This window comes from Mycobacterium sp. 852002-50816_SCH5313054-b, from assembly GCF_001667185.1.
Lineage (GTDB): Bacteria > Actinomycetota > Actinomycetes > Mycobacteriales > Mycobacteriaceae > Mycobacterium.
In genome coordinates this window covers 1-17642 of the sequence record NZ_LZIC01000132.1, presented here as the reverse complement: position 1 = coordinate 17642, position 17642 = coordinate 1, and the positions used below count along the sequence as shown (strand labels likewise).

Genomic DNA, 17642 nt, shown 5'->3' with positions numbered 1-17642 from the left:
CAACCCCGTTCGAGCACCAGAAGCTCGTAGAGTTCGGGCGCGTGGTACGTCCACAGCACATCGCGCGCGGCATCACCTGATCTGACCAGCCGACCAGACTCGAGCTAGTCCTCGGGGACTTCGCGCTGGATCTCGTCGAGCCAGATGCGCGCGGACATGTCCGACGGGGCGCGCCAGTCGCCGCGCGGCGACAACGCGCCGCCGTGCGACACCTTGGGGCCGTTGGGCAACGCCGACCGCTTGAACTGACTGAACGAGTAGAACCGCTGCACGAAGACTGCCAGCCAGTGCCGAATCTCCTTGAGCGAGTAGGACGGTCGCTTGTCCTCGGGAAATCCCGGCGGCCAGTTGCCCTGCTCGGGGTCGCCCCACGCGTGCCAGGCCAGAAACGCGATCTTCGACGGCCGGAATCCGAACCGCAGCACGTGGAACAACGAGAAGTCTTGCAGGGCATAGGGTCCGACTTTGTCCTCGCTGCTCTGCAACTCTTCCTCCTCGCCGCTGGGAACGAGCTCCGGGGAGATCTCGGTGTCGAGCACGGACTGCAGCACGTCGGTAACGTCGGACTCGAACTGACCGGAAGCGATGACCCAGCGAATCAGGTGCTGGATCAGCGTCTTGGGCACACCTCCATTGACGTTGTAGTGCGACATCTGGTCGCCCACCCCGTACGTCGACCAGCCCAGCCCCAGCTCGGAGAGGTCGCCGGTGCCGAGCACGATGCCGCCCCGCTGGTTGGCCAGCCGGAACAGGTAGTCGGTGCGCAGCCCCGCTTGGACGTTTTCGAAGGTGACGTCGTAGACCTTCTCGCCGCGCCCGAACGGATGGTCGATTTCCTTGAACATCACCATTGCGGTCTCGGTGATGTCGATCTCGGAGAAGGTCACGCCGAGCGCGCGACACAACTCGACCGCGTTGCGCTTGGTGCGATCTCCCGTCGCGAAGCCCGGCAGCGTGAATGCCAGGATGTCGCTGCGCGGCCGCTCCTCGCGATCCATCGCCCGCGCGGCGACGATCAGCGCGTGTGTCGAGTCCAGGCCGCCGGAAATGCCGATGACAATCTTCGGGTAGTCGAGCGCGCGCAGCCGCTGCTCGAGGCCCGACACCTGGATGTTGTACGCCTCGTAGCAATCCTGTTCCAGGCGTTGCGCATCGGCCGGCACGAACGGGAAGCGCTCGATCTCGCGGCGCAGCCCGATGTCGCCGGCGGGCGGGTCGACCCGGAACTCGATGCGCCGGAACGACTCCGCCGACGTCCGGTGGTGGCGCCGGTTGTCGTCGAATGTCCCCATCCGTAGCCGTTCCGAGCGAAGCAGGTCCGTGTCGACGTCGGCGACGCTGCGACGTTCCCCTTTGGGGAAGCGCTCGGACGAGGCGAGCAGGACGCCGTTCTCCCAGATCATGGTCTGCCCGTCCCAGGCCAGGTCGGTCGTGGACTCGCCCTCCCCCGCCGCGGCGTAGATGTAGGCGGCCAGGCACCGCGACGACGCCGAGCGGGCCAGCAGGCAACGGTCCTCGGCGCGGCCGATCGTGATCGGGCTGCCGGACAGGTTCGCCAGCACCGTGGCCCCGGCCAGTGCCGCCTCCGCGCTGGGCGGGATCGGCACGAACATGTCCTCGCAGATTTCGACGTGCAACACGAAGTCGGGAAGATCCGTCGCGGCGAACAGCAGGTCGGGACCGAACGGGGTCTCGACATCGCCGATGCGGATGACGCCCCGCTCGTCGTCGCCGGGCGCGATTTGGCGGCGCTCGTAGAACTCCCGGTAGGTGGGCAGGTACGACTTGGGCGCCACACCGAGCACCGCGCCGCGGTGGATCACCACCGCGGCGTTGTAGATGCGATGCCGGTGGCGCAGCGGGGCGCCGACGACCAACACCGGCAGCAGATCGGCCGACGCCGCGACGACGTCCTGGATGGCGTCTTCGACGTCGTCGAGCAGCACGTCCTGCAGCACGATGTCCTCGATGGAGTACCCGGACAGCGTCAGCTCCGGGAACACCGCCACGGCGACGCCGTCGTCGTGGCATTCGCGCGCCAACCGCAGGACGGACTCGGCGTTGGCCGCCGGATCGCCGATCGTGGTGTGGTGCGTGCACGCGGCAACCCTGACAAAGCCCTGGCTGTAGCTGTTGTAAAAGTCCATCGCACCCCCATTGTCCCCTGAGCAGTGTCAACCCGTGCCCGTCGGGTATCCCCAACGGTATGAGCGATACCGCTGTCGTAGTGGTCGACATGATGAATACGTATCAGCATCCCGACGCCGAAGAACTCATACCCAATGTCGAAAAAGTCATGGACCCGCTCGCCGAGCTGGTCCGCCGCGCGCGTCAGGCCGACGGCGTCGACCTGATCTACGTCAACGACAACTACGGCGACTTCGCCGCTCAGTTCTCCGACATCGTCGGCTCCGCGCTCGACGGGGCGAGGCCCGATCTGGTCAAGCCGATCCTGCCGGCCGACGAGTGCCGGGTGATGACCAAGGTCCGGCACAGCGCCTTCTACGCGACGGCGCTGGCGTATCTGCTCGGCCGCCTGGAAACCAAGCGGTTGATCCTCACCGGGCAGGTCACCGAGCAGTGCATCCTCTACACCGCCCTCGACGCCTACGTGCGCCACTTCCCCGTCGTGATCCCCACCGACGCCGTCGCCCACATCGACGCGGAGCTGGGCAACGCGGCGCTGAGGATGATGGAGCAGAACATGTCCGCGGAGCTCACCACCGCGGCCGAGTGCCTCGGTTAACAAGACCGGCGCGAGGGGCCGCAGAATGCCGGCTCTATCGGCGTGTCGGCGTACAAACACGCGCCTTCGCGCGGAGCACTACCCTCGAGGCGTGGACGCCCCCGAACTAGTCGCGCTGCTGGCCGGTCGCCGCGTCGCCGTGCTGACCGGGGCCGGGATCTCCACCGACTCCGGCATTCCCGACTACCGCGGCCCCGATTCGCCGCCGAGCAATCCCATGACCATCCAACAGTTCACATCGGATCCGGGCTTCCGCCAACGATATTGGGCGCGCAACCACGTCGGCCGGCGACACATGCACGACACCGCGCCCAACGCCGGGCACCGGGCCCTGGCCGCGCTGGAGCGCGCGTCGGTGGTGACCGGCGTGATCACCCAGAACGTCGACCTGCTGCATGCCAAGGCCGGCAGCCGAAACGTCGTCGACCTGCACGGCACCTACGCGCGGGTGGTGTGCCTGGGCTGCGGCTACGCCCTGGGCCGGGCCGCACTCGCCGACCAACTCGAGGCGCTCAACCCGGGATTCATCGAGCGCGCCGAGGCGGTCGGCGGGCTGGCCGTGGCCCCCGACGCCGACGCCGCCGTTTCCGACACCGCGTCGTTTCGCTACCTCGACTGCCCACGCTGCGGCGGCATGCTCAAGCCGGACATCGTCTACTTCGGCGAGAGCGTTCCCAAAGACGTTGTGGCCGAGGCGTTCGCACTGGTCGATCGGTCCGAGGCGCTGCTGGTCGCCGGCTCGTCGCTGACCGTGTTCTCCGGCTACCGATTCGTGCGCCACGCCGCGGCGCGGGGCATCCCGGTCGCGATCATCAACCGCGGGCCGACCCGCGGCGACGACCTGGCCACCGTGAAGGTCGACGGCGGCTGCTCCGAGTTGCTGGCGCTGCTCCTCGACGAACTGGCGCCCCTGGCCGTCCGTTAGAACGTGCAGGGCATGCTGCGGATGGCGTGGATGAAATTGCCCGCCACGTAGGTCGGCTCGCCCGCCTGAATTTCCGGCAGCTGACCGAGCAGCTCGCCGAAGATGGCGCGCAGCTGCGCACGGGCCACATTCGCGCCGAGGCAGAAGTGCACCCCGCCGCCGCCGAAGCCGACGTGCGGATTGGGGCTGCGGCTCAGGTCGACACGCTCCGGATGGTCGAACGCTTCGGTGTCCCAGTTACCGGACGGGTAGAACATCACCACCTTCTCCCCGGCCTGGATGTGTTGGCCGCCCAGCTCGAAATCCGTTGCTGCCGTGCGGCGGAAGGTCATCACGGGCGTGGCCCATCGGACGAACTCCTCGACAGCCGTACCGATACGGTTGTCGAAATCCTCGAGCAACCACGCCCGTTGGTCTCCGAAGTCGGTGAGCGCCTTCATCGCGTGGCTAGTGGTCTGCCGGGTGGTGTCATTGCCGGCCACGGCCAGCAGCACGAAGAACGCCGACACGTCCGCGTCGGTCAGCCGATCGCCGTCCACCTCGGCGTTCACCAGGCCGCTGAACAGGTCGTCGCCGGGCCGCTCGCGGCGCTCGGCGGCCAGGGCGCCGGCGACCTGGTGCAGATACATCTGGTTTTCGACCAACACCTCCAGCGGGTTGCGACCGGCGAGGTAAACGGGATCGGCCCACGACACCAGCGCGTCGGCGGCGCGCGCCACCTGCTCACGCTCGGACTCCGGAATGCCCACCATGTCCGAGAGCGTGCGCATCGGCAGCTGTTTGGCGCACTGCTCGACGAAGTCGGCACCGCTGCCGGCGGCCCGGAGCTCGTCGACGACGGTCCTGGCGTTCAACTTGATCGAGTCCTCGATGCGGCGCACCTGCCGCGGGGTGAACGCGGCGCTGACGAGCTTGCGCAGCGTGGTGTGCCGCGGCGGGTCCATCGCCAGGAAGGACTGCGACGCCTCGAGCAGCTCCACCGGGACGCTCTCGAAGATCACCCCCCTGCCGGACAGGAACACCTCGTTGGTGCGGCTGACCGCGACGATGTCGGAGCGCCGGGTGACGGCCCAGTAGCCGGGGTCGTCGGGGTCGGGCATCAGGGCGTCTTCCACCGGCGGGTGCCAGCTCACCGGGCGCTCGGCGCGCAGCGCCGCGAACGAACGTTCCCGCTCCGCCGCGGTCGTGGACCAGAACGCGCGCGACGACAGGTCGATCGCGTCGTAGGCGCGGGACCCGCCAGGCCTGCCCGTCGTCACCGTCATGTTGCTCCTCCCCGGTTATGACCCCGGTCACACGTTGTGTCCGACAATATGCCTAGACATAGTGTCTAGTCAACGTGTTAGCCCCCCGGCTATGCTGGGCAAATGCCGTCGGTCACCCGAAAGGCGCAGGCCAATCGCGAACAGGGGCGCCAGCAGCGGCGAGAGCAACTGGAGCGCCGCTTGCTGGAGGCCACCGAGCGGCTGATGCGCGACGGCGCCAGCTTCACCGAGCTGAGCGTGGACCGGCTGTCGGGCGCGGCCGGCATCTCGCGAGCCAGCTTCTACATCTACTTCGAGGACAAGGGCCACCTGCTGCGCCGCCTGGCCGGCCAGGTGTTCGCCGACCTCGCCGACAGGGCGGACCGCTGGTGGAGCGTGGCGTGGCGGCACGACCCCGCGGACGTCCGCGCCGCGACGACGGGCCTGGTCGCCGGCTACCGGCGTCATCAACCGGTGCTCGTCGCGCTCAACGAGATGGCCGGCTACGACCCGGTGGTCGGCGCGACCTATCAAAACCTGCTGACCGCCATCACCGGGCGGGTTACCCGCGTGATCGAGGACGGCCAGGCCGACGGCTCCATCCGCCCCGAGCTGCCCGCGACCGCCACGGCCAGCGCACTGACCTGGATGGTCGAGCGGGCCTGCCACCAGAATCTTCCGAGCGCTCCCGACTCCTACGATGCGGAGCTGGCCGAGGCGCTGGCCCAAATCATTTGGAGCAGCTTGTATCTCAAGGCGATGCCGCCGAGCTGAGGGCCCGTTCGGTCGCATCCGCCACATCAGTCTCAGCGCGGCAGGGATCGGCTTGCGCCCACACTAAGGGTGGTCCCCGGACGCCGGTACCACCGTGGCGAATAACCCCCTGTGACCCACGCAACATAGTTAGTGTCCTAACTATTAGCGTACGGTATAAATGTGGCCGCACCGATCGCATCCGACGTCGACCCGCTCGCCCTCGAACAACAGGTCTGTTTCGCGCTGAGCGTCACCAACCGCGCCGTTTTGGCGGTCTACCGGCCGCTGTTGGAGCCGCTGGGCCTGACCCATCCCCAGTATCTGGTGATGCTGACGCTCTGGGATCATCACAAGACACCAGCGCGACGGCAGAAACCGCTGTCGGTCAAGGAGATCGCCACCACGTTGCAAATGGATTCGGCCACGCTGTCACCGATGCTCAAGCGCCTGGAGGCGCTCGGGCTGATCACCCGTACCCGCAACGCCGTCGATGAGCGCTCGACCGACGTCAAACTCGCCGCCGCCGGCGCCGCCCTACGCCGGCGTGCGCTGCAGATTCCGCCGGCCGTGGTGGCACGGCTGGGCGTCGACATGGACGAACTGCGGCACCTGCACCAGGTGCTCACCCGAATCAACGCGGCCGCCCTGGCAGCCGGCGCCTTGCAGACCTGAACCCCTGAGGAGCCACCGTGACCAAATCCACGACCAGCGCAAGGCCCAACCCCTGGCAATACATCGCCTATTCGTACGGGCGGCAGCTACCCGACTCGATGCGCGACTGGGTCGCCAACGATCTGGCGGGCAAGGGGGCCGTGCGCCGGCACCTGATCCGGTGGGCCATCCCTCCGCTGTTCGTTCTCGCGCCCTTCTGGCTGCTGCCCGCGTCGCTGTACGTGCACAGCGAGATGACGGTGCCGCTCTACATCTGGGCCGTGCTGATTTCGCTTGCGCTGAACAAGGTCTGGCGCCGCCACCGGCTGGCGCAGCATGGCATCGACCCGAACCTGGTCGACGTGCTCAAAAACAAGAAGCAGGCCAAGATGCATGAGGATTACGCCCGCCGCTACGGGCCGCGTCCCGAATCGGCCGCGTGGCAGGACAACAGCAACCCGTTTACTTAGCCGGCTGCACCGCAACCAGGTCGTCGGCGTGCACCGCGGGCCGGCGCAGCTCGCCGGGCAGGTCGGACGTCGACCGGCCCATCATGGTGGCCAGCTCGGTGGCGTCGAAGGCGACCACGCCGCGCGCCACCAGGGTCGCGTCGGGTCCGCGCAGTTCGACCACGTCGCCGGCGTAGAAGCGCCCCGAGACCGTGGTGATGCCCGCGGCCAGCAGCGAGCGGCGGTGTCGCAGCACGGCGCGCACCGCCCCCTCGTCAAGGGTCAGCGAACCGGCCGCCTCGGCGGCATAACGCACCCAGAACCGGCGGGCCGACATCCGATCCGGCCGCGCGGCGAACACCGTCCCGGTTGAGGCGTCGGTGAGCGCCGTCGCGGCGTCGGACGCGGCGGCCAGCAGCACCGGGACCCCGGCGTCGGCGGCCAGCAGCGCCGAGGACATCTTCGACGCCATGCCGCCGGTGCCCAGGTCGCTGCCCGGGCCGGCGACCACACCGTCCAGGTCCGCCGTGCCGGACACCTCGCGTATGAAGCTGGCGCCCTTGGTCTTTCGCGGATCGGAGTCGTAGAGTCCGTCGATGTCGGAGAGCAGCACCAACGCGTCGGCCCCGACCAGGTGGGCCACCAGCGCCGAGAGCCGGTCGTTGTCGCCGAACCGGATCTCGTTGGTGGCCACCGTGTCGTTTTCGTTGACGATCGCCACCGCGTGCAGCGCGCGCAGCCGGTCCAGGGTGCGCGCAGCGTTGGTGTGGGAGGCCCGCACCGAGATGTCGTGTGCGGTCAGCAACACCTGCCCGACGGTGCGTCCGTAGCGGGCGAACGCCGCACTCCACGCGTTTACCAGCGCCACCTGTCCGACGCTGGCCGCGGCCTGCTTGGTCGCCAGATCCTGTGGGCGACGTGATAGTCCGAGCGGCTCGATGCCGGCGGCGATGGCGCCCGACGACACGATGACGACGTCGGTGCCCGCCTTCATCCGGGCCTCGATCGCGTCGGCCAGCCCGGCCAGCCGCCCGGAGTCGAATACCCCGGACGGGGTGGTCAGCGCGTTCGTCCCAACCTTGACCACCAGGCTGCGCGCGGTACGGATCGCGTCGCGTTGGGCGGTCATTACGTTTCACCGTCCTCGGCATCGCGTTGGCGGCGCTGGCGGCGGGCGGCCTTGCGCTCGGCGGCGCCGGCCCGATCGGTGCGTTCCAGCCGCACATCGGTGCCGCGGCCCGACAACGCGACGTGCTGTCCCGCGGGGGTTTGCGGCTCCCAGTCGAACGTCATCTCCCCGATGGTCACGGCGCAGCCCGGCCGCGCACCCAGCCGCAGCAGTTCCTCCTCGACACCCAGGCGCGCCAGCCGGTCGGCCAGATAGCCCACCGCTTCGTCGTTGTCGAAGTTGGTCTGGCCCACCCAGCGCTCGGGCCGCGCGCCGGTGACCACAAAGCCGCCCTCGCCGTCCGGCTCGACGGTGAAGCCGCTGTCGTCGACGGGCACCGGGCGAATCACCGGGCGCCGCGGCACGATCTGCGGCCGCGAGGCGTTGTACTCCGAAATCATCTTCCACAGCCCAAAGATCAAGGGCTGCAAGCCCTCCCGCGCGATAGTCGATACCAGAAACACCGGCCAGCCGCGTTCGGCGATCTCGTCGCGCACGAATTCGGCGAGCTCGCGGGCCTCGGGCACGTCGATCTTGTTGAGCACCACTGCGCGCGGCCGCTCGGCGAGGTCGCCCAGCGCCGCGTCACCTTGCAGCGTCGGGGTGTACGCGGCGAGCTCGGCTTCCAGCGCGTCGATGTCGGAGATGGGGTCGCGGCCGGGTTCGGCGGTGGCGCAGTCCACGACGTGCACCAGCACGGCGCACCGCTCGATGTGCCGGAGGAATTCCAGGCCCAGCCCGCGGCCCTGCGACGCGCCCGGGATCAGGCCCGGCACATCGGCGATCGTGAAGGTGCGCTCCCCCGCCGACACCACGCCGAGGTTGGGCACCAGCGTGGTGAACGGGTAGTCGGCGACCTTCGGTTTGGCCGCCGAGATCGCGGACACCAGCGAAGATTTGCCGGCCGAGGGGAACCCGATCAGCCCCACGTCCGCGACGGTCTTGAGCTCCAGCGTCAGGTCGCGGGACTGCCCCGGTTCGCCGAGCAGCGCGAAGCCCGGGGCCTTGCGGGCGCGCGATGCCAGCGCGGCGTTGCCCAGGCCGCCGCGGCCACCGGCGGCCGCCTCAAACCGCGTGCCCGCGCCCACCAGATCAGCGAGCAGCCGGCCGTTTTCATCCAGCACCACGGTACCGTCGGGGACCTTGACTTCCAGGTCCGAGCCGGCGGCGCCGTCGCGGTTGTTGCCCATCCCCTGCTTGCCCGAGGGCGCGGTGACGTGCGGATGGAAATGGAAGTCCAGCAGGGTGTGCACCTGCGGATCGACGACCAAGACGATGCTGCCCCCGCGGCCACCGTTGCCCCCGTCGGGGCCGCCGAGCGGCTTGAATTTCTCGCGGTGGACCGACGCGCAGCCGTTACCGCCGGAACCCGCCCGGGCGTGAATGACGACGCGATCGACAAACCGAGGCATCGAGGGTCCTCTCAACTACCGCGGGCGCGATGCGGGCCGCGCGATGGGCCCGGGCAAGGGCGCCTAGTCGGTGGTCTGCCCGGCCGCGACGATGCTGACCGTCTTGCGTCCGCGCTTGACCCCGAACTCGACGGCTCCGGTCTCCTTGGCGAACAACGTGTCGTCGCCGCCACGGCCGACGCCCGCGCCGGGGTGGAATTTGGTGCCGCGCTGGCGGATCAGGATCTCGCCGGCCTTCACGACCTGGCCGCCGAACCGCTTCACACCCAGCCGCTGCGCGGCGGAGTCGCGGCCGTTGCGGGAGCTGGAAGCGCCCTTCTTGTGTGCCATTGTGTCGTCCTCCGCTACTTGATGCCCGTGACCTTCAGGACCGTCAGCTGCTGACGGTGCCCCTGACGCTTGTGGTAGCCGGTCTTGTTCTTGAACTTGTGGATGCGGATCTTGGGGCCCTTGGTGTGCTCGAGCACCTCACCGGTCACCGCGACCTTGGCCAGCGCGGCCGCGTCGCTGGTGACCTTGGCGCCGTCGACGACGAGGGCCACCGGCAGCGTCACGTTCGAGCCCGGCTCGGAGTCCAGCTTCTCGACCTTGACCACGTCACCGATGGCGACCTTGTATTGCTTGCCGCCGGTCTTGACGATTGCGTAGGTCGCCATCGTTGCTCCTGCCTCTTTCTGCTAGCCGCGCGCGTGCCACCGGCCTGTGCGTGGTGGGTCTGGGGTGCGGGTCCGCCCCCGGTAGAAACTCCGAGCCCGGTGGTCCCGCCCGCCGCCGGCCACAGTCTGGCCTGACGACAACTGTCCAAGGGTACTTGACCAGCGGCTACAGGGTCAAACCGGCCCCGAACGACTGCTGGCGAACACCCCGGGTTGGCGCAGGTCAGTCCGCGTGGATCGGCGGGCCGGCCGGCCTGCCCGCGGCACGGCGGCGGCGCGGACGTCCGGCCGCGGACCCGCCGTTTCCGCTTCGTGCGGTGTCGTCGTCGGAGTCCTCGTCGTCCAGATCGTCTTCGTCGTCATCCAGGTCCAGCTCCTCGTCGTCGCCGAGGTCCTCGTCGTCGAGGTCGTCGTCGTCGTCGGTGTCGAACTCGTCCTCGTCGTTGTCGTCGTCGTCGTTGTTGTCCTCGAAGTCATCGGTGTCGGTGTCGGCGTCGTCCAGGTCGGCGGCGCCCCCCTCTTCGGTCTTCCCGTCGACCGTGGCGGTGAGCACGTCACCGGACCCGTCGGATTCCTCCTCGTCCTCATCCTGGCCGGCCGGCCCGGACGCGCCCGCGGCCATCGCCTTGAACATCGGGTGTTCACCGGGGGCATGCGCGGGCACCACCGCCACGGTGGGCTGGTCGGCGGCCTCTTCGGCCCCCTTCTTCTTCGAGCGCCTGCCCCGGCGACCACCGGACTCGGACTTGCGGCCGTTCGACGGGGCGGAATCGACCGGGTCGCTGTGCAGCAGGATGCCGCGGCCGCCGCAGTTCGGGCACGACGACGAGAATGCTTCGATCAGCCCGGTGCCCAGCCGTTTGCGGGTCAGCTGCACCAAGCCCAGGGACGTCACCTCGGACACCTGATGGCGGGTGCGGTCGCGGGCCAGCGCCTCGGTCAGCCGCCGCAGCACCAGGTCGCGGTTGGACTCCAGCACCATGTCGATGAAGTCGATCACCACGATGCCGCCGATGTCGCGCAGCCGCAGCTGGCGCACGATCTCTTCGGCCGCCTCGAGGTTGTTCTTGGTGACGGTCTGTTCGAGGTTGCCGCCGGATCCGGTGAACTTGCCGGTGTTGACGTCGACCACCGTCATGGCCTCGGTGCGGTCGATCACCAGCGTGCCGCCCGACGGCAGCCACACCTTCCGCTCCATCGCCTTGGCGAGCTGTTCGTCGATGCGGTGCACCGCGAACACGTCCGGGCCGCTCGTCTCATCCGGCCCGGAGGCCGGCCCGTACTTGGTCAGCTTCGAAACCAGCTCTGGGGCAACGGAATTCACGTACTCGTTGATCGTGTTCCAGGCCTCGTCGCCCGAGACGATGAGGCCGGCGAAGTCCTCATTGAACAGGTCACGGATGACCTTGACCAATACGTCCGGCTCTTCGTAGAGCGAGACCGCGGCGCCCGCGGCCTTCCGTTTGGTCTCGGCCGCCTTGGCCTCGACCTCCTGCCAGCGCTCCTGCAGGCGGGTGACGTCCTTGCGGATGTCGTCCTCTTTGACGCCCTCGGACGCGGTGCGGATGATCACCCCCGCGTTGGACGGCACCACCTCGCGAAGAATCTCCTTGAGCCGCTGGCGTTCGGTGTCGGGCAGCTTGCGGCTGATCCCGGTCGACGACGCGCCGGGCACATAAACCAGGTAGCGACCGGCCAGCGACACCTGCGTGGTGAGCCGGGCGCCCTTGTGGCCGACCGGGTCCTTGCTGACCTGGACGACGACGTAGTCGCCGGGCTTGAGGGCCTGTTCGATCTTGCGGTCGGACCCGCCCAATCCCGCGGCTTCCCAGTTGACTTCGCCGGCGTAGAGCACCCCGTTGCGGCCGCGGCCGATGTCGACGAACGCCGCCTCCATCGAGGGCAGCACGTTCTGCACGATCCCGAGGTAGATGTTGCCCACCAGGGAGGCGGACGCGGCGGAGGTGACGAAATGCTCGACGAGGATGCCGTCCTCGAGCACCGCGATCTGGGTGTAGCGCGCCCCCGGGTGCGGCGGCTCGCCGCGGACCCGGTCGCGTACCACCATCATCCGTTCGACGGCCTCGCGGCGCGCCAGGAACTCGGCCTCGGTGAGCACGGGTGGGCGGCGCCGGCCGGCGTCTCGCCCGTCGCGCCGGCGTTGCCGCTTGGCCTCCAGCCGGGTGGAGCCGTCGATGCCCTTGATCTCGGCGTTGGAACTGCCGCCGCTCTCACCGTTCTTGCCGCTGCGCGGCGGCCGCTCGTGCACCACGGTGTTGGGCGGGTCGTCGGGCGACAGACCCTCCTCGTCGTCACCGGATCCCGACTTGCGCCGCCGGCGCCTGCGGCGGCGCCGGGTGGCCCCGTCCGGAGAGCCGTCCTCGTCGTCGCCGTCGGAGTCGTCGGAGTCGTCGGAGTCGGCGTCCTCGTCGCCGGTGTCGTCGTCACCGTCGGATCCACCCTGTTCGCCGCGCCCGCGGCCGCGCCCCCGCCGGCCGCGGCGGCGCCGCTTGTTGGCCGATCGATCGGGCTGATCCTCGTCCTCGTCGTCGTCGTCGGAATCGTCGGAGTCGCCGGCTTCGTCGGCGTCACCGCCGCCGCCGAGCTCCACCGGCTGCGGCGCCACGAACAGCGGCAGGTATTCGGCCGGCTCGGTCGAGGTCCGCAGCAGGAGTGGTTGCTGTTTGGCCGCCGCGTGGCTGAAGCCCGGGATGTTCGGCAGCGGCTTGGCGAAGATCAGGTCGCGCACCTTGAGGGCGTCCTCGCGGTCGACGCCGGACTGCACGTTGCGTGCCCGCCCGTCGAGCGTGGTGAGCGCCTCGAGCACCTCTTTGTTGGTGCTGCCCAGCGCCCGCGCCAGCTGGTGCACCCTCAGGCGATCGGGCAGGTCCTCGTGCTGGACCGGCTCCTGCGGTGGGTTCGAAGGGGGCGCACTGTCTACCACGTACTCTCCTTAGGCCCCCGGGCGCGTCGCTTCGACGCGGCCACGCGAGGGCTGCACTATGGGCCCGGGTCGCTTCTCCCAGGCTTGTGATGGTCTTGCCCCGAACGGCTCGGGTAGAACTCGCTCGGCGCCGTGCTGAATGTCGGCCTGACATGCGGCGCAACATCACGTCGGTGGCGATGGTCGCGCTTGTCTAAGTCTTCATTCGGGTGTCCGAAGCCGGTCCGGCGACGTTCACCCGCTGTCAGTATCCCACATCACTCCGTGTGCCCACCCGCACCCGAGATACGCGTTTCAGCAAACGCCGTCGGGGCCGGGTGCGGCCCCGATCCGGCCAGCGCTAAATTCCGGGAAACCAAAGCGCGATCTCGCGCTTCGCCGAATCGTCCGAATCGGACCCGTGCACCAGGTTGAACTGCGTTTCCAGCCCGAAGTCGCCCCGGATGGTGCCCGGCGTGGCCTTCTCCACCGGGTCGGTACCCCCCGCGACCTGACGGAACGCCGCGACCGCGCGGGGTCCCTCGACGACCGCGGCCACCACCGCCCCCGAGGTGATGAATTCCAGCAACGACCCGAAGAACGGCTTGCCCTCGTGCTCGGCGTAGTGCTGGCCGGCCAGCTCTTCGCTGACGTGCCGGAGTTCCAGCGCCGCGATGGTGAGGCCTTTTCGCTCGATGCGGCTGATGATCTCGCCTATCAGGTGCCGCTCGACGGCGTCAGGCTTGATCAGTACCAGGGTCCTTTCGGTCACGGCGCACAGCGTACAGAACCCCTTTGCCGATCGGCCCTACTCCTGCCTGCGCCGGACCTCGGCCCGGAAGTAGGCGATCAGCGCCCACAACCCGGTGAACAGCATCCCGATGAATCCCACCCCGGGGTAGACGGCGAAGCCGGCCAGCAGCACCACCTGGATGCCCAAGTTCGCCCAGATCGCCCAGGGCCTGCGCTGCAGCGCGGCCAGCACCACCAGCGCCACCGCCAGGCCGATCAGGTAGCCCAACGACGCGCCGGTCAGGCCGCCGCCGACCGCGCCCACCACCGGTATCGCCAGCAGCACCACGATCGCCTCGAGGATCAGCGTCGCGGCCATCACCGCGGCGAAGCTCTTCCACGGATCGGCCGGTGGGGTCGCGCTGTTATCGGTCATTGGGGATCACGCCCGAACAGGCTGCGGGCCGCCCCGGCGGTGACGACCGAGCCGGTGACGACGATCCCCGTGCCCGAAAACGACTCTCCCGCATCGCTTTCCGTCGCGGCGTCCTCGACCAGGGCGGTCGCGACGTCGATGGCGTCGCGCAGGTTCTCCGCGGTGGTGACGCGGTCGGGCCCGAACCGCTCGCCGGCGGCCAGCGCCAGCGCCTCGACGTCCAGCGCCCGCGGCGAACCGTTGTGGGTCACGACGACGGCGTCGAACGCCGGCTCCAGCGCCGCGAGGATGCCGTCCACGTCCTTGTCGGCCATCACACTGATCACGCCGACCAGGAACCGGAAGTCGAACTCGCCGGCCAGCGTCTGCGCCAGCGCGGCCGCGCCGGCGGGATTGTGCGCGGCGTCGATGAACACCGTGGGGGCGCTGCGCAAGCGCTCCAGCCGCCCCGGGCTGGTGACGGCGGCGAAGCCGGCCCGCACGGCGTCGACGTCGAGCTGGCGCTGCGCGCCGGCGCCGAAGAAAGCCTCGACCGCCGCCAGTGCCACCGCCGCGTTGTGCGCCTGGTGTTCGCCGTGCAGCGGCAGGTAGACGTCGGAGTACACCCCGCCGAGGCCCTGCAGCTGCAGCACCTGGCCGCCGATCGCGACCTGGCGGCCCAGGACCGCGAACTCCGAATCCTCACGGGCCACCGCGGCGTCGGCGCGGACGGCCTGGGCCAGCAGCGCTTCCATCGCCTCGGGCACCTGGCGCGCGATGACGGCGACGGTGTCCGGCGCGCCGTCAGGTGCTTTGGTGATGATCCCGGCCTTTTCGCCGGCGATCCCGGCGATGTCCGCGCCGAGGTAGTCGACGTGGTCGATGCCGATCGGGGTGATCACGGCCACCGGCGCGTTGACCACGTTGGTGGCATCCCAGCGCCCGCCCATGCCGACCTCGACCACCGCGACGTCGACGGGCGCGTCGGCGAACGCGGCGAAGGCCATCGCCGTGAGCACCTCGAATTTGCTCATCGCGGGCCCGCCGTCGGCCTGCGACTGCGCATCGACCAGCTGCACGAACGGCTCGATCTCCCGGTAGGTCCCCACGTACTGGGCAGGGCTGATCGGCTCACCGTCGATTGCGATGCGTTCGACGGCCGATTGCAGGTGCGGGCTGGTGGTTCGGCCGGTGCGCCCATGCAGCGCGGTCACCAGCGCGTCGACCATGCGCGCCACCGACGTCTTGCCGTTGGTGCCCGCGATGTGGATCGACGGATAGCCCAGTTGCGGCGACCCCAGCAGATCCATCAGGGCGCTGATCCGGGTCAGGCTCGGCTCGATCTTGGTCTCGGGCCAGCGTTGGTCGAGCAGGTGCTCGACCTGCAACAGGGACGCGATCTCATCCGGTGTGGGAGCCGCGCTGTTGGCCCGCTCGGGCGGCTCACTCATTGCAGCGCGGCCAGCCTGCCGTTGATCCGGTCGGTTTCCTCCTGGGCCACCCGCTGGCGGTCACGGATCTTGGCGACCACCTGCTCCGGCGCCTTGGCGAGGAAATCGGCGTTGCCCAGCTTGGCCGCCGTCGACTCCAGCTCCTTTTGCGCCGCGGCCAGGTCCTTTTCCAGGCGGCGCCGCTCGGCGGCGACGTCGATGGTGCCCGACGTATCGAGCTCGACGACGACCGTGCCACCGCTGAGGCGCACCTCCACCGACGCCGACGGCTGAAAACCCGGACCCGGCTCGGTGAGCCACGCCAGCGACGTCACCGCGCTCACCTGGCCGCCCAGGTCCGCGCCCCGCACGTCACCCAGGCGGGCCGGCACCTTCTGCCGGTCCGCCAAGCCCTGTTCGCTGCGAAACCTGCGGACCTCGGTGACGAGCCGCTGCATGTCGCTGATTCGCTGCGCGGCAACCTGATCCAGCGAGATGCCGGACGATTTCGGCCATTCGGCGATCACCAGCGACTCCTGGTTGGTCAGGGCCTGCCAGAGCGCCTCGGTGAGGAACGGGATGACCGGATGCAGCAGGCGCAGCAGCGTGTCGAGCACCGCGGCCAGCACGGCGGTGGTGTGCGCGAGCCCATCGCCAAGCTGGGTCTTGGCCAGTTCGACGTACCAGTCGCAGAATTCGTCCCACGCGAAGTGGTAGAGCGATTCGCAGGCCCGGCTGAACTCGTAGCCGTCGAAGGCCGAATCAACTTCGGCGCGAACCTCTTCCAGCCGTCCGAGGATCCAGCGATCGGCGTCGGTGAGCTCGGTCAGCGCCGGTAACGGCGCCAGCGCAGCGCCGTTGATCAGCGCGTACCGGGTGGCGTTGAACAGCTTGGTGCCGAAGTTGCGCGACGCCCGGACGGCATCCTCGCCGACGGAGAGGTCACCGCCCGGGCTGGCGCCGCGGGCCAGGGTGAACCGCAGGGCGTCCGCGCCGAACATGTCCATCCAGTCCAGCGGGTCGATGACGTTGCCCTTGGACTTGCTCATCTTGCGGCCGAATTCGTCGCGGATCAGCCCGTGCAGGAAAATATCGGTGAACGGCACCTGGGGGCCGCGGTGGCCGCCGAGGGTGATGGCGTCGTCGCCGCCGACGAAGGTGCCGAACATCATCATCCGCGCCACCCAGAAGAACAGAATGTCGTAGCCGGTCACCAGAACGCTTGTCGGATAGAACTTTTCCAGCTCCGGCGTCTGCTCCGGCCAACCCAAAGTGGAGAACGGCCACAGCGCCGAGGAGAACCAGGTGTCCAGCACGTCGGGGTCCTGCTCCCAGCCCGCCGGCGGCGTGTCGTCCGGACCGACGCACACCTGCTCGCCGCCCGGCCCGTACCAAATCGGGATGCGGTGGCCCCACCACAGCTGGCGCGAGATGCACCAGTCGTGCATGTCGTCGACCCAGGCGAACCAGCGCGGCTCGAGGCTGGCGGGGTGAATCACGGTGTCGCCGTTGCGAACCGCGTCGCCGGCGGCCTTGGCCAGCGATTCCACCCGAACCCACCACTGCAGCGACAGCCGCGGCTCGATCGGCTCGCCGCTGCGCTCGGAATGCCCGACGCTGTGCAGATAGGGCCGCTTCTCCTCGACTACCCGGCCCTGCGCGGCCAGGGCTTCGCGCACCGCGACCCGGGCCTCGAAACGATCCATTCCGTCGAATTGCGTTCCGGTGTCGGCGATCCGGCCCTTGGTGTCCATGATCGAGATCATCGGCAGCTCGTGCCGCAGCCCGATTTCGAAGTCGTTCGGGTCGTGCGCTGGCGTGACTTTGACTGCACCCGTGCCGAATTCGGGGTCGACATGCTCGTCGGCGACGACGACGCGCGCGCGGTCCACGAACGGGTGCGGCAGGCTGGCGCCGACCAGGTGCCGGTAGCGGTCGTCGTCGGGATGCACGGCGATCGCGGTGTCGCCCAGCATCGTCTCCACCCGGGTGGTGGCGACCACGATGTGGGCCTCGTCGTCGCTGAGTGAGCCGTAGCGGAACGACACCAGCTCGCCCTCGACGTCGAGGTAGTTCACCTCCAGGTCCGAGATCGCCGTCTCGAGCACCGGGGACCAGTTGACCAGCCGCTCGGC

16 protein-coding genes are annotated in these 17642 nt (G+C 69.2%); 5 read left to right on the top strand and 11 right to left on the bottom strand.

All coding sequences use genetic code 11. The features are described from left to right. Window positions 1-104: 104 nt before the first annotated feature. Window positions 105-2147, bottom strand: a complete 2043-nt coding sequence (locus A5787_RS23930; RefSeq protein WP_066971689.1) for an NAD(+) synthase — start codon at window positions 2145-2147, stop codon at window positions 105-107. A 59-nt stretch (window positions 2148-2206) separates the two neighbouring features. On the opposite strand from A5787_RS23930, the gene A5787_RS23925 reads away from it, so the two are divergent. Together A5787_RS23925 and A5787_RS23920 are read left to right on the top strand one after the other, a co-directional pair. Continuing rightward, window positions 2207-2746: a cysteine hydrolase family protein gene (locus tag A5787_RS23925; RefSeq protein WP_066971687.1), complete on the top strand. Its 540-nt coding sequence runs from the start codon at window positions 2207-2209 to the stop codon at window positions 2744-2746. Window positions 2747-2837: 91 nt separating this feature from the next. Further along, window positions 2838-3671, top strand: a complete 834-nt coding sequence (locus A5787_RS23920) for a Sir2 family NAD-dependent protein deacetylase (RefSeq protein WP_066971685.1) — start codon at window positions 2838-2840, stop codon at window positions 3669-3671. On the opposite strand, the gene A5787_RS23915 is transcribed toward A5787_RS23920, so the two are convergent. After that, entirely contained in the window at window positions 3668-4936 is a 1269-nt protein-coding gene (locus tag A5787_RS23915) for a cytochrome P450 (RefSeq protein WP_066971683.1), read from the bottom strand. The genes A5787_RS23920 and A5787_RS23915 overlap by 4 nt on opposite strands. A gap of 102 nt (window positions 4937-5038) precedes the next feature. On the opposite strand from A5787_RS23915, the gene A5787_RS23910 reads away from it, so the two are divergent. The 3 genes from A5787_RS23910 (at window position 5039) to A5787_RS23900 (ending at window position 6792) form a co-directional block, all read left to right on the top strand. Further along, the gene (locus tag A5787_RS23910; protein WP_066971681.1) at window positions 5039-5689 is read left to right on the top strand and encodes a TetR/AcrR family transcriptional regulator; all 651 of its coding nucleotides are present in this window, start codon (window positions 5039-5041) and stop codon (window positions 5687-5689) included. Between the two features lie 162 nt (window positions 5690-5851). Next, a complete protein-coding gene (locus A5787_RS23905; RefSeq protein ID WP_066971680.1) occupies window positions 5852-6343 on the top strand; it encodes a MarR family winged helix-turn-helix transcriptional regulator in 492 nt (163 codons plus the stop codon). 17 nt (window positions 6344-6360) lie between these two features. Next, window positions 6361-6792, top strand: a complete 432-nt coding sequence (locus A5787_RS23900) for a DUF5313 domain-containing protein (RefSeq protein WP_066971679.1) — start codon at window positions 6361-6363, stop codon at window positions 6790-6792. Here A5787_RS23900 and proB read toward each other — a convergent pair. The 9 genes from proB to A5787_RS23855 form a co-directional block, all read right to left on the bottom strand. Next, window positions 6785-7900, bottom strand: a complete 1116-nt coding sequence (gene proB, locus A5787_RS23895) for a glutamate 5-kinase (protein ID WP_066971677.1) — start codon at window positions 7898-7900, stop codon at window positions 6785-6787. The two genes, A5787_RS23900 and proB, sit on opposite strands and share 8 nt — an antisense overlap. Next, window positions 7900-9351 (bottom strand): GTPase ObgE, encoded by a 1452-nt coding sequence (gene obgE, locus A5787_RS23890; protein WP_066971675.1) that lies wholly within the window; start codon window positions 9349-9351, stop codon window positions 7900-7902. Before obgE ends, proB begins: the two co-directional genes overlap by 1 nt. Window positions 9352-9414: 63 nt before the next feature. Continuing rightward, complete coding sequence (gene rpmA, locus A5787_RS23885; RefSeq protein WP_066971673.1) at window positions 9415-9681, bottom strand: 50S ribosomal protein L27; 267 nt, start codon at window positions 9679-9681, stop codon at window positions 9415-9417. Window positions 9682-9695: 14 nt separating this feature from the next. Beyond that, window positions 9696-10007, bottom strand: coding sequence for a 50S ribosomal protein L21 (rplU, locus tag A5787_RS23880; RefSeq protein WP_066971671.1), 312 nt, complete (start codon window positions 10005-10007; stop codon window positions 9696-9698). Between the two features lie 223 nt (window positions 10008-10230). Further along, window positions 10231-12951 (bottom strand): Rne/Rng family ribonuclease, encoded by a 2721-nt coding sequence (locus tag A5787_RS23875; RefSeq protein ID WP_066971669.1) that lies wholly within the window; start codon window positions 12949-12951, stop codon window positions 10231-10233. A gap of 340 nt (window positions 12952-13291) precedes the next feature. Next, on the bottom strand, window positions 13292-13702 hold the full coding sequence (gene ndk, locus A5787_RS23870; RefSeq protein ID WP_066971667.1) for a nucleoside-diphosphate kinase: 411 nt from the start codon (window positions 13700-13702) through the stop codon (window positions 13292-13294). Between the two features lie 36 nt (window positions 13703-13738). Continuing rightward, window positions 13739-14098 carry a DUF4233 domain-containing protein gene (locus tag A5787_RS23865; RefSeq protein WP_066971664.1) on the bottom strand — a complete coding sequence of 120 codons (360 nt, stop codon included), beginning with the start codon at window positions 14096-14098 and terminating at the stop codon, window positions 13739-13741. After that, entirely contained in the window at window positions 14095-15528 is a 1434-nt protein-coding gene (locus A5787_RS23860; protein WP_066971662.1) for a folylpolyglutamate synthase/dihydrofolate synthase family protein, read from the bottom strand. Before A5787_RS23860 ends, A5787_RS23865 begins: the two co-directional genes overlap by 4 nt. Next, on the bottom strand, window positions 15525-17642 hold a 2118-nt coding region (locus tag A5787_RS23855; protein ID WP_156764104.1), incomplete at its 5' end, for a valine--tRNA ligase. The genes A5787_RS23855 and A5787_RS23860, both read right to left, overlap by 4 nt.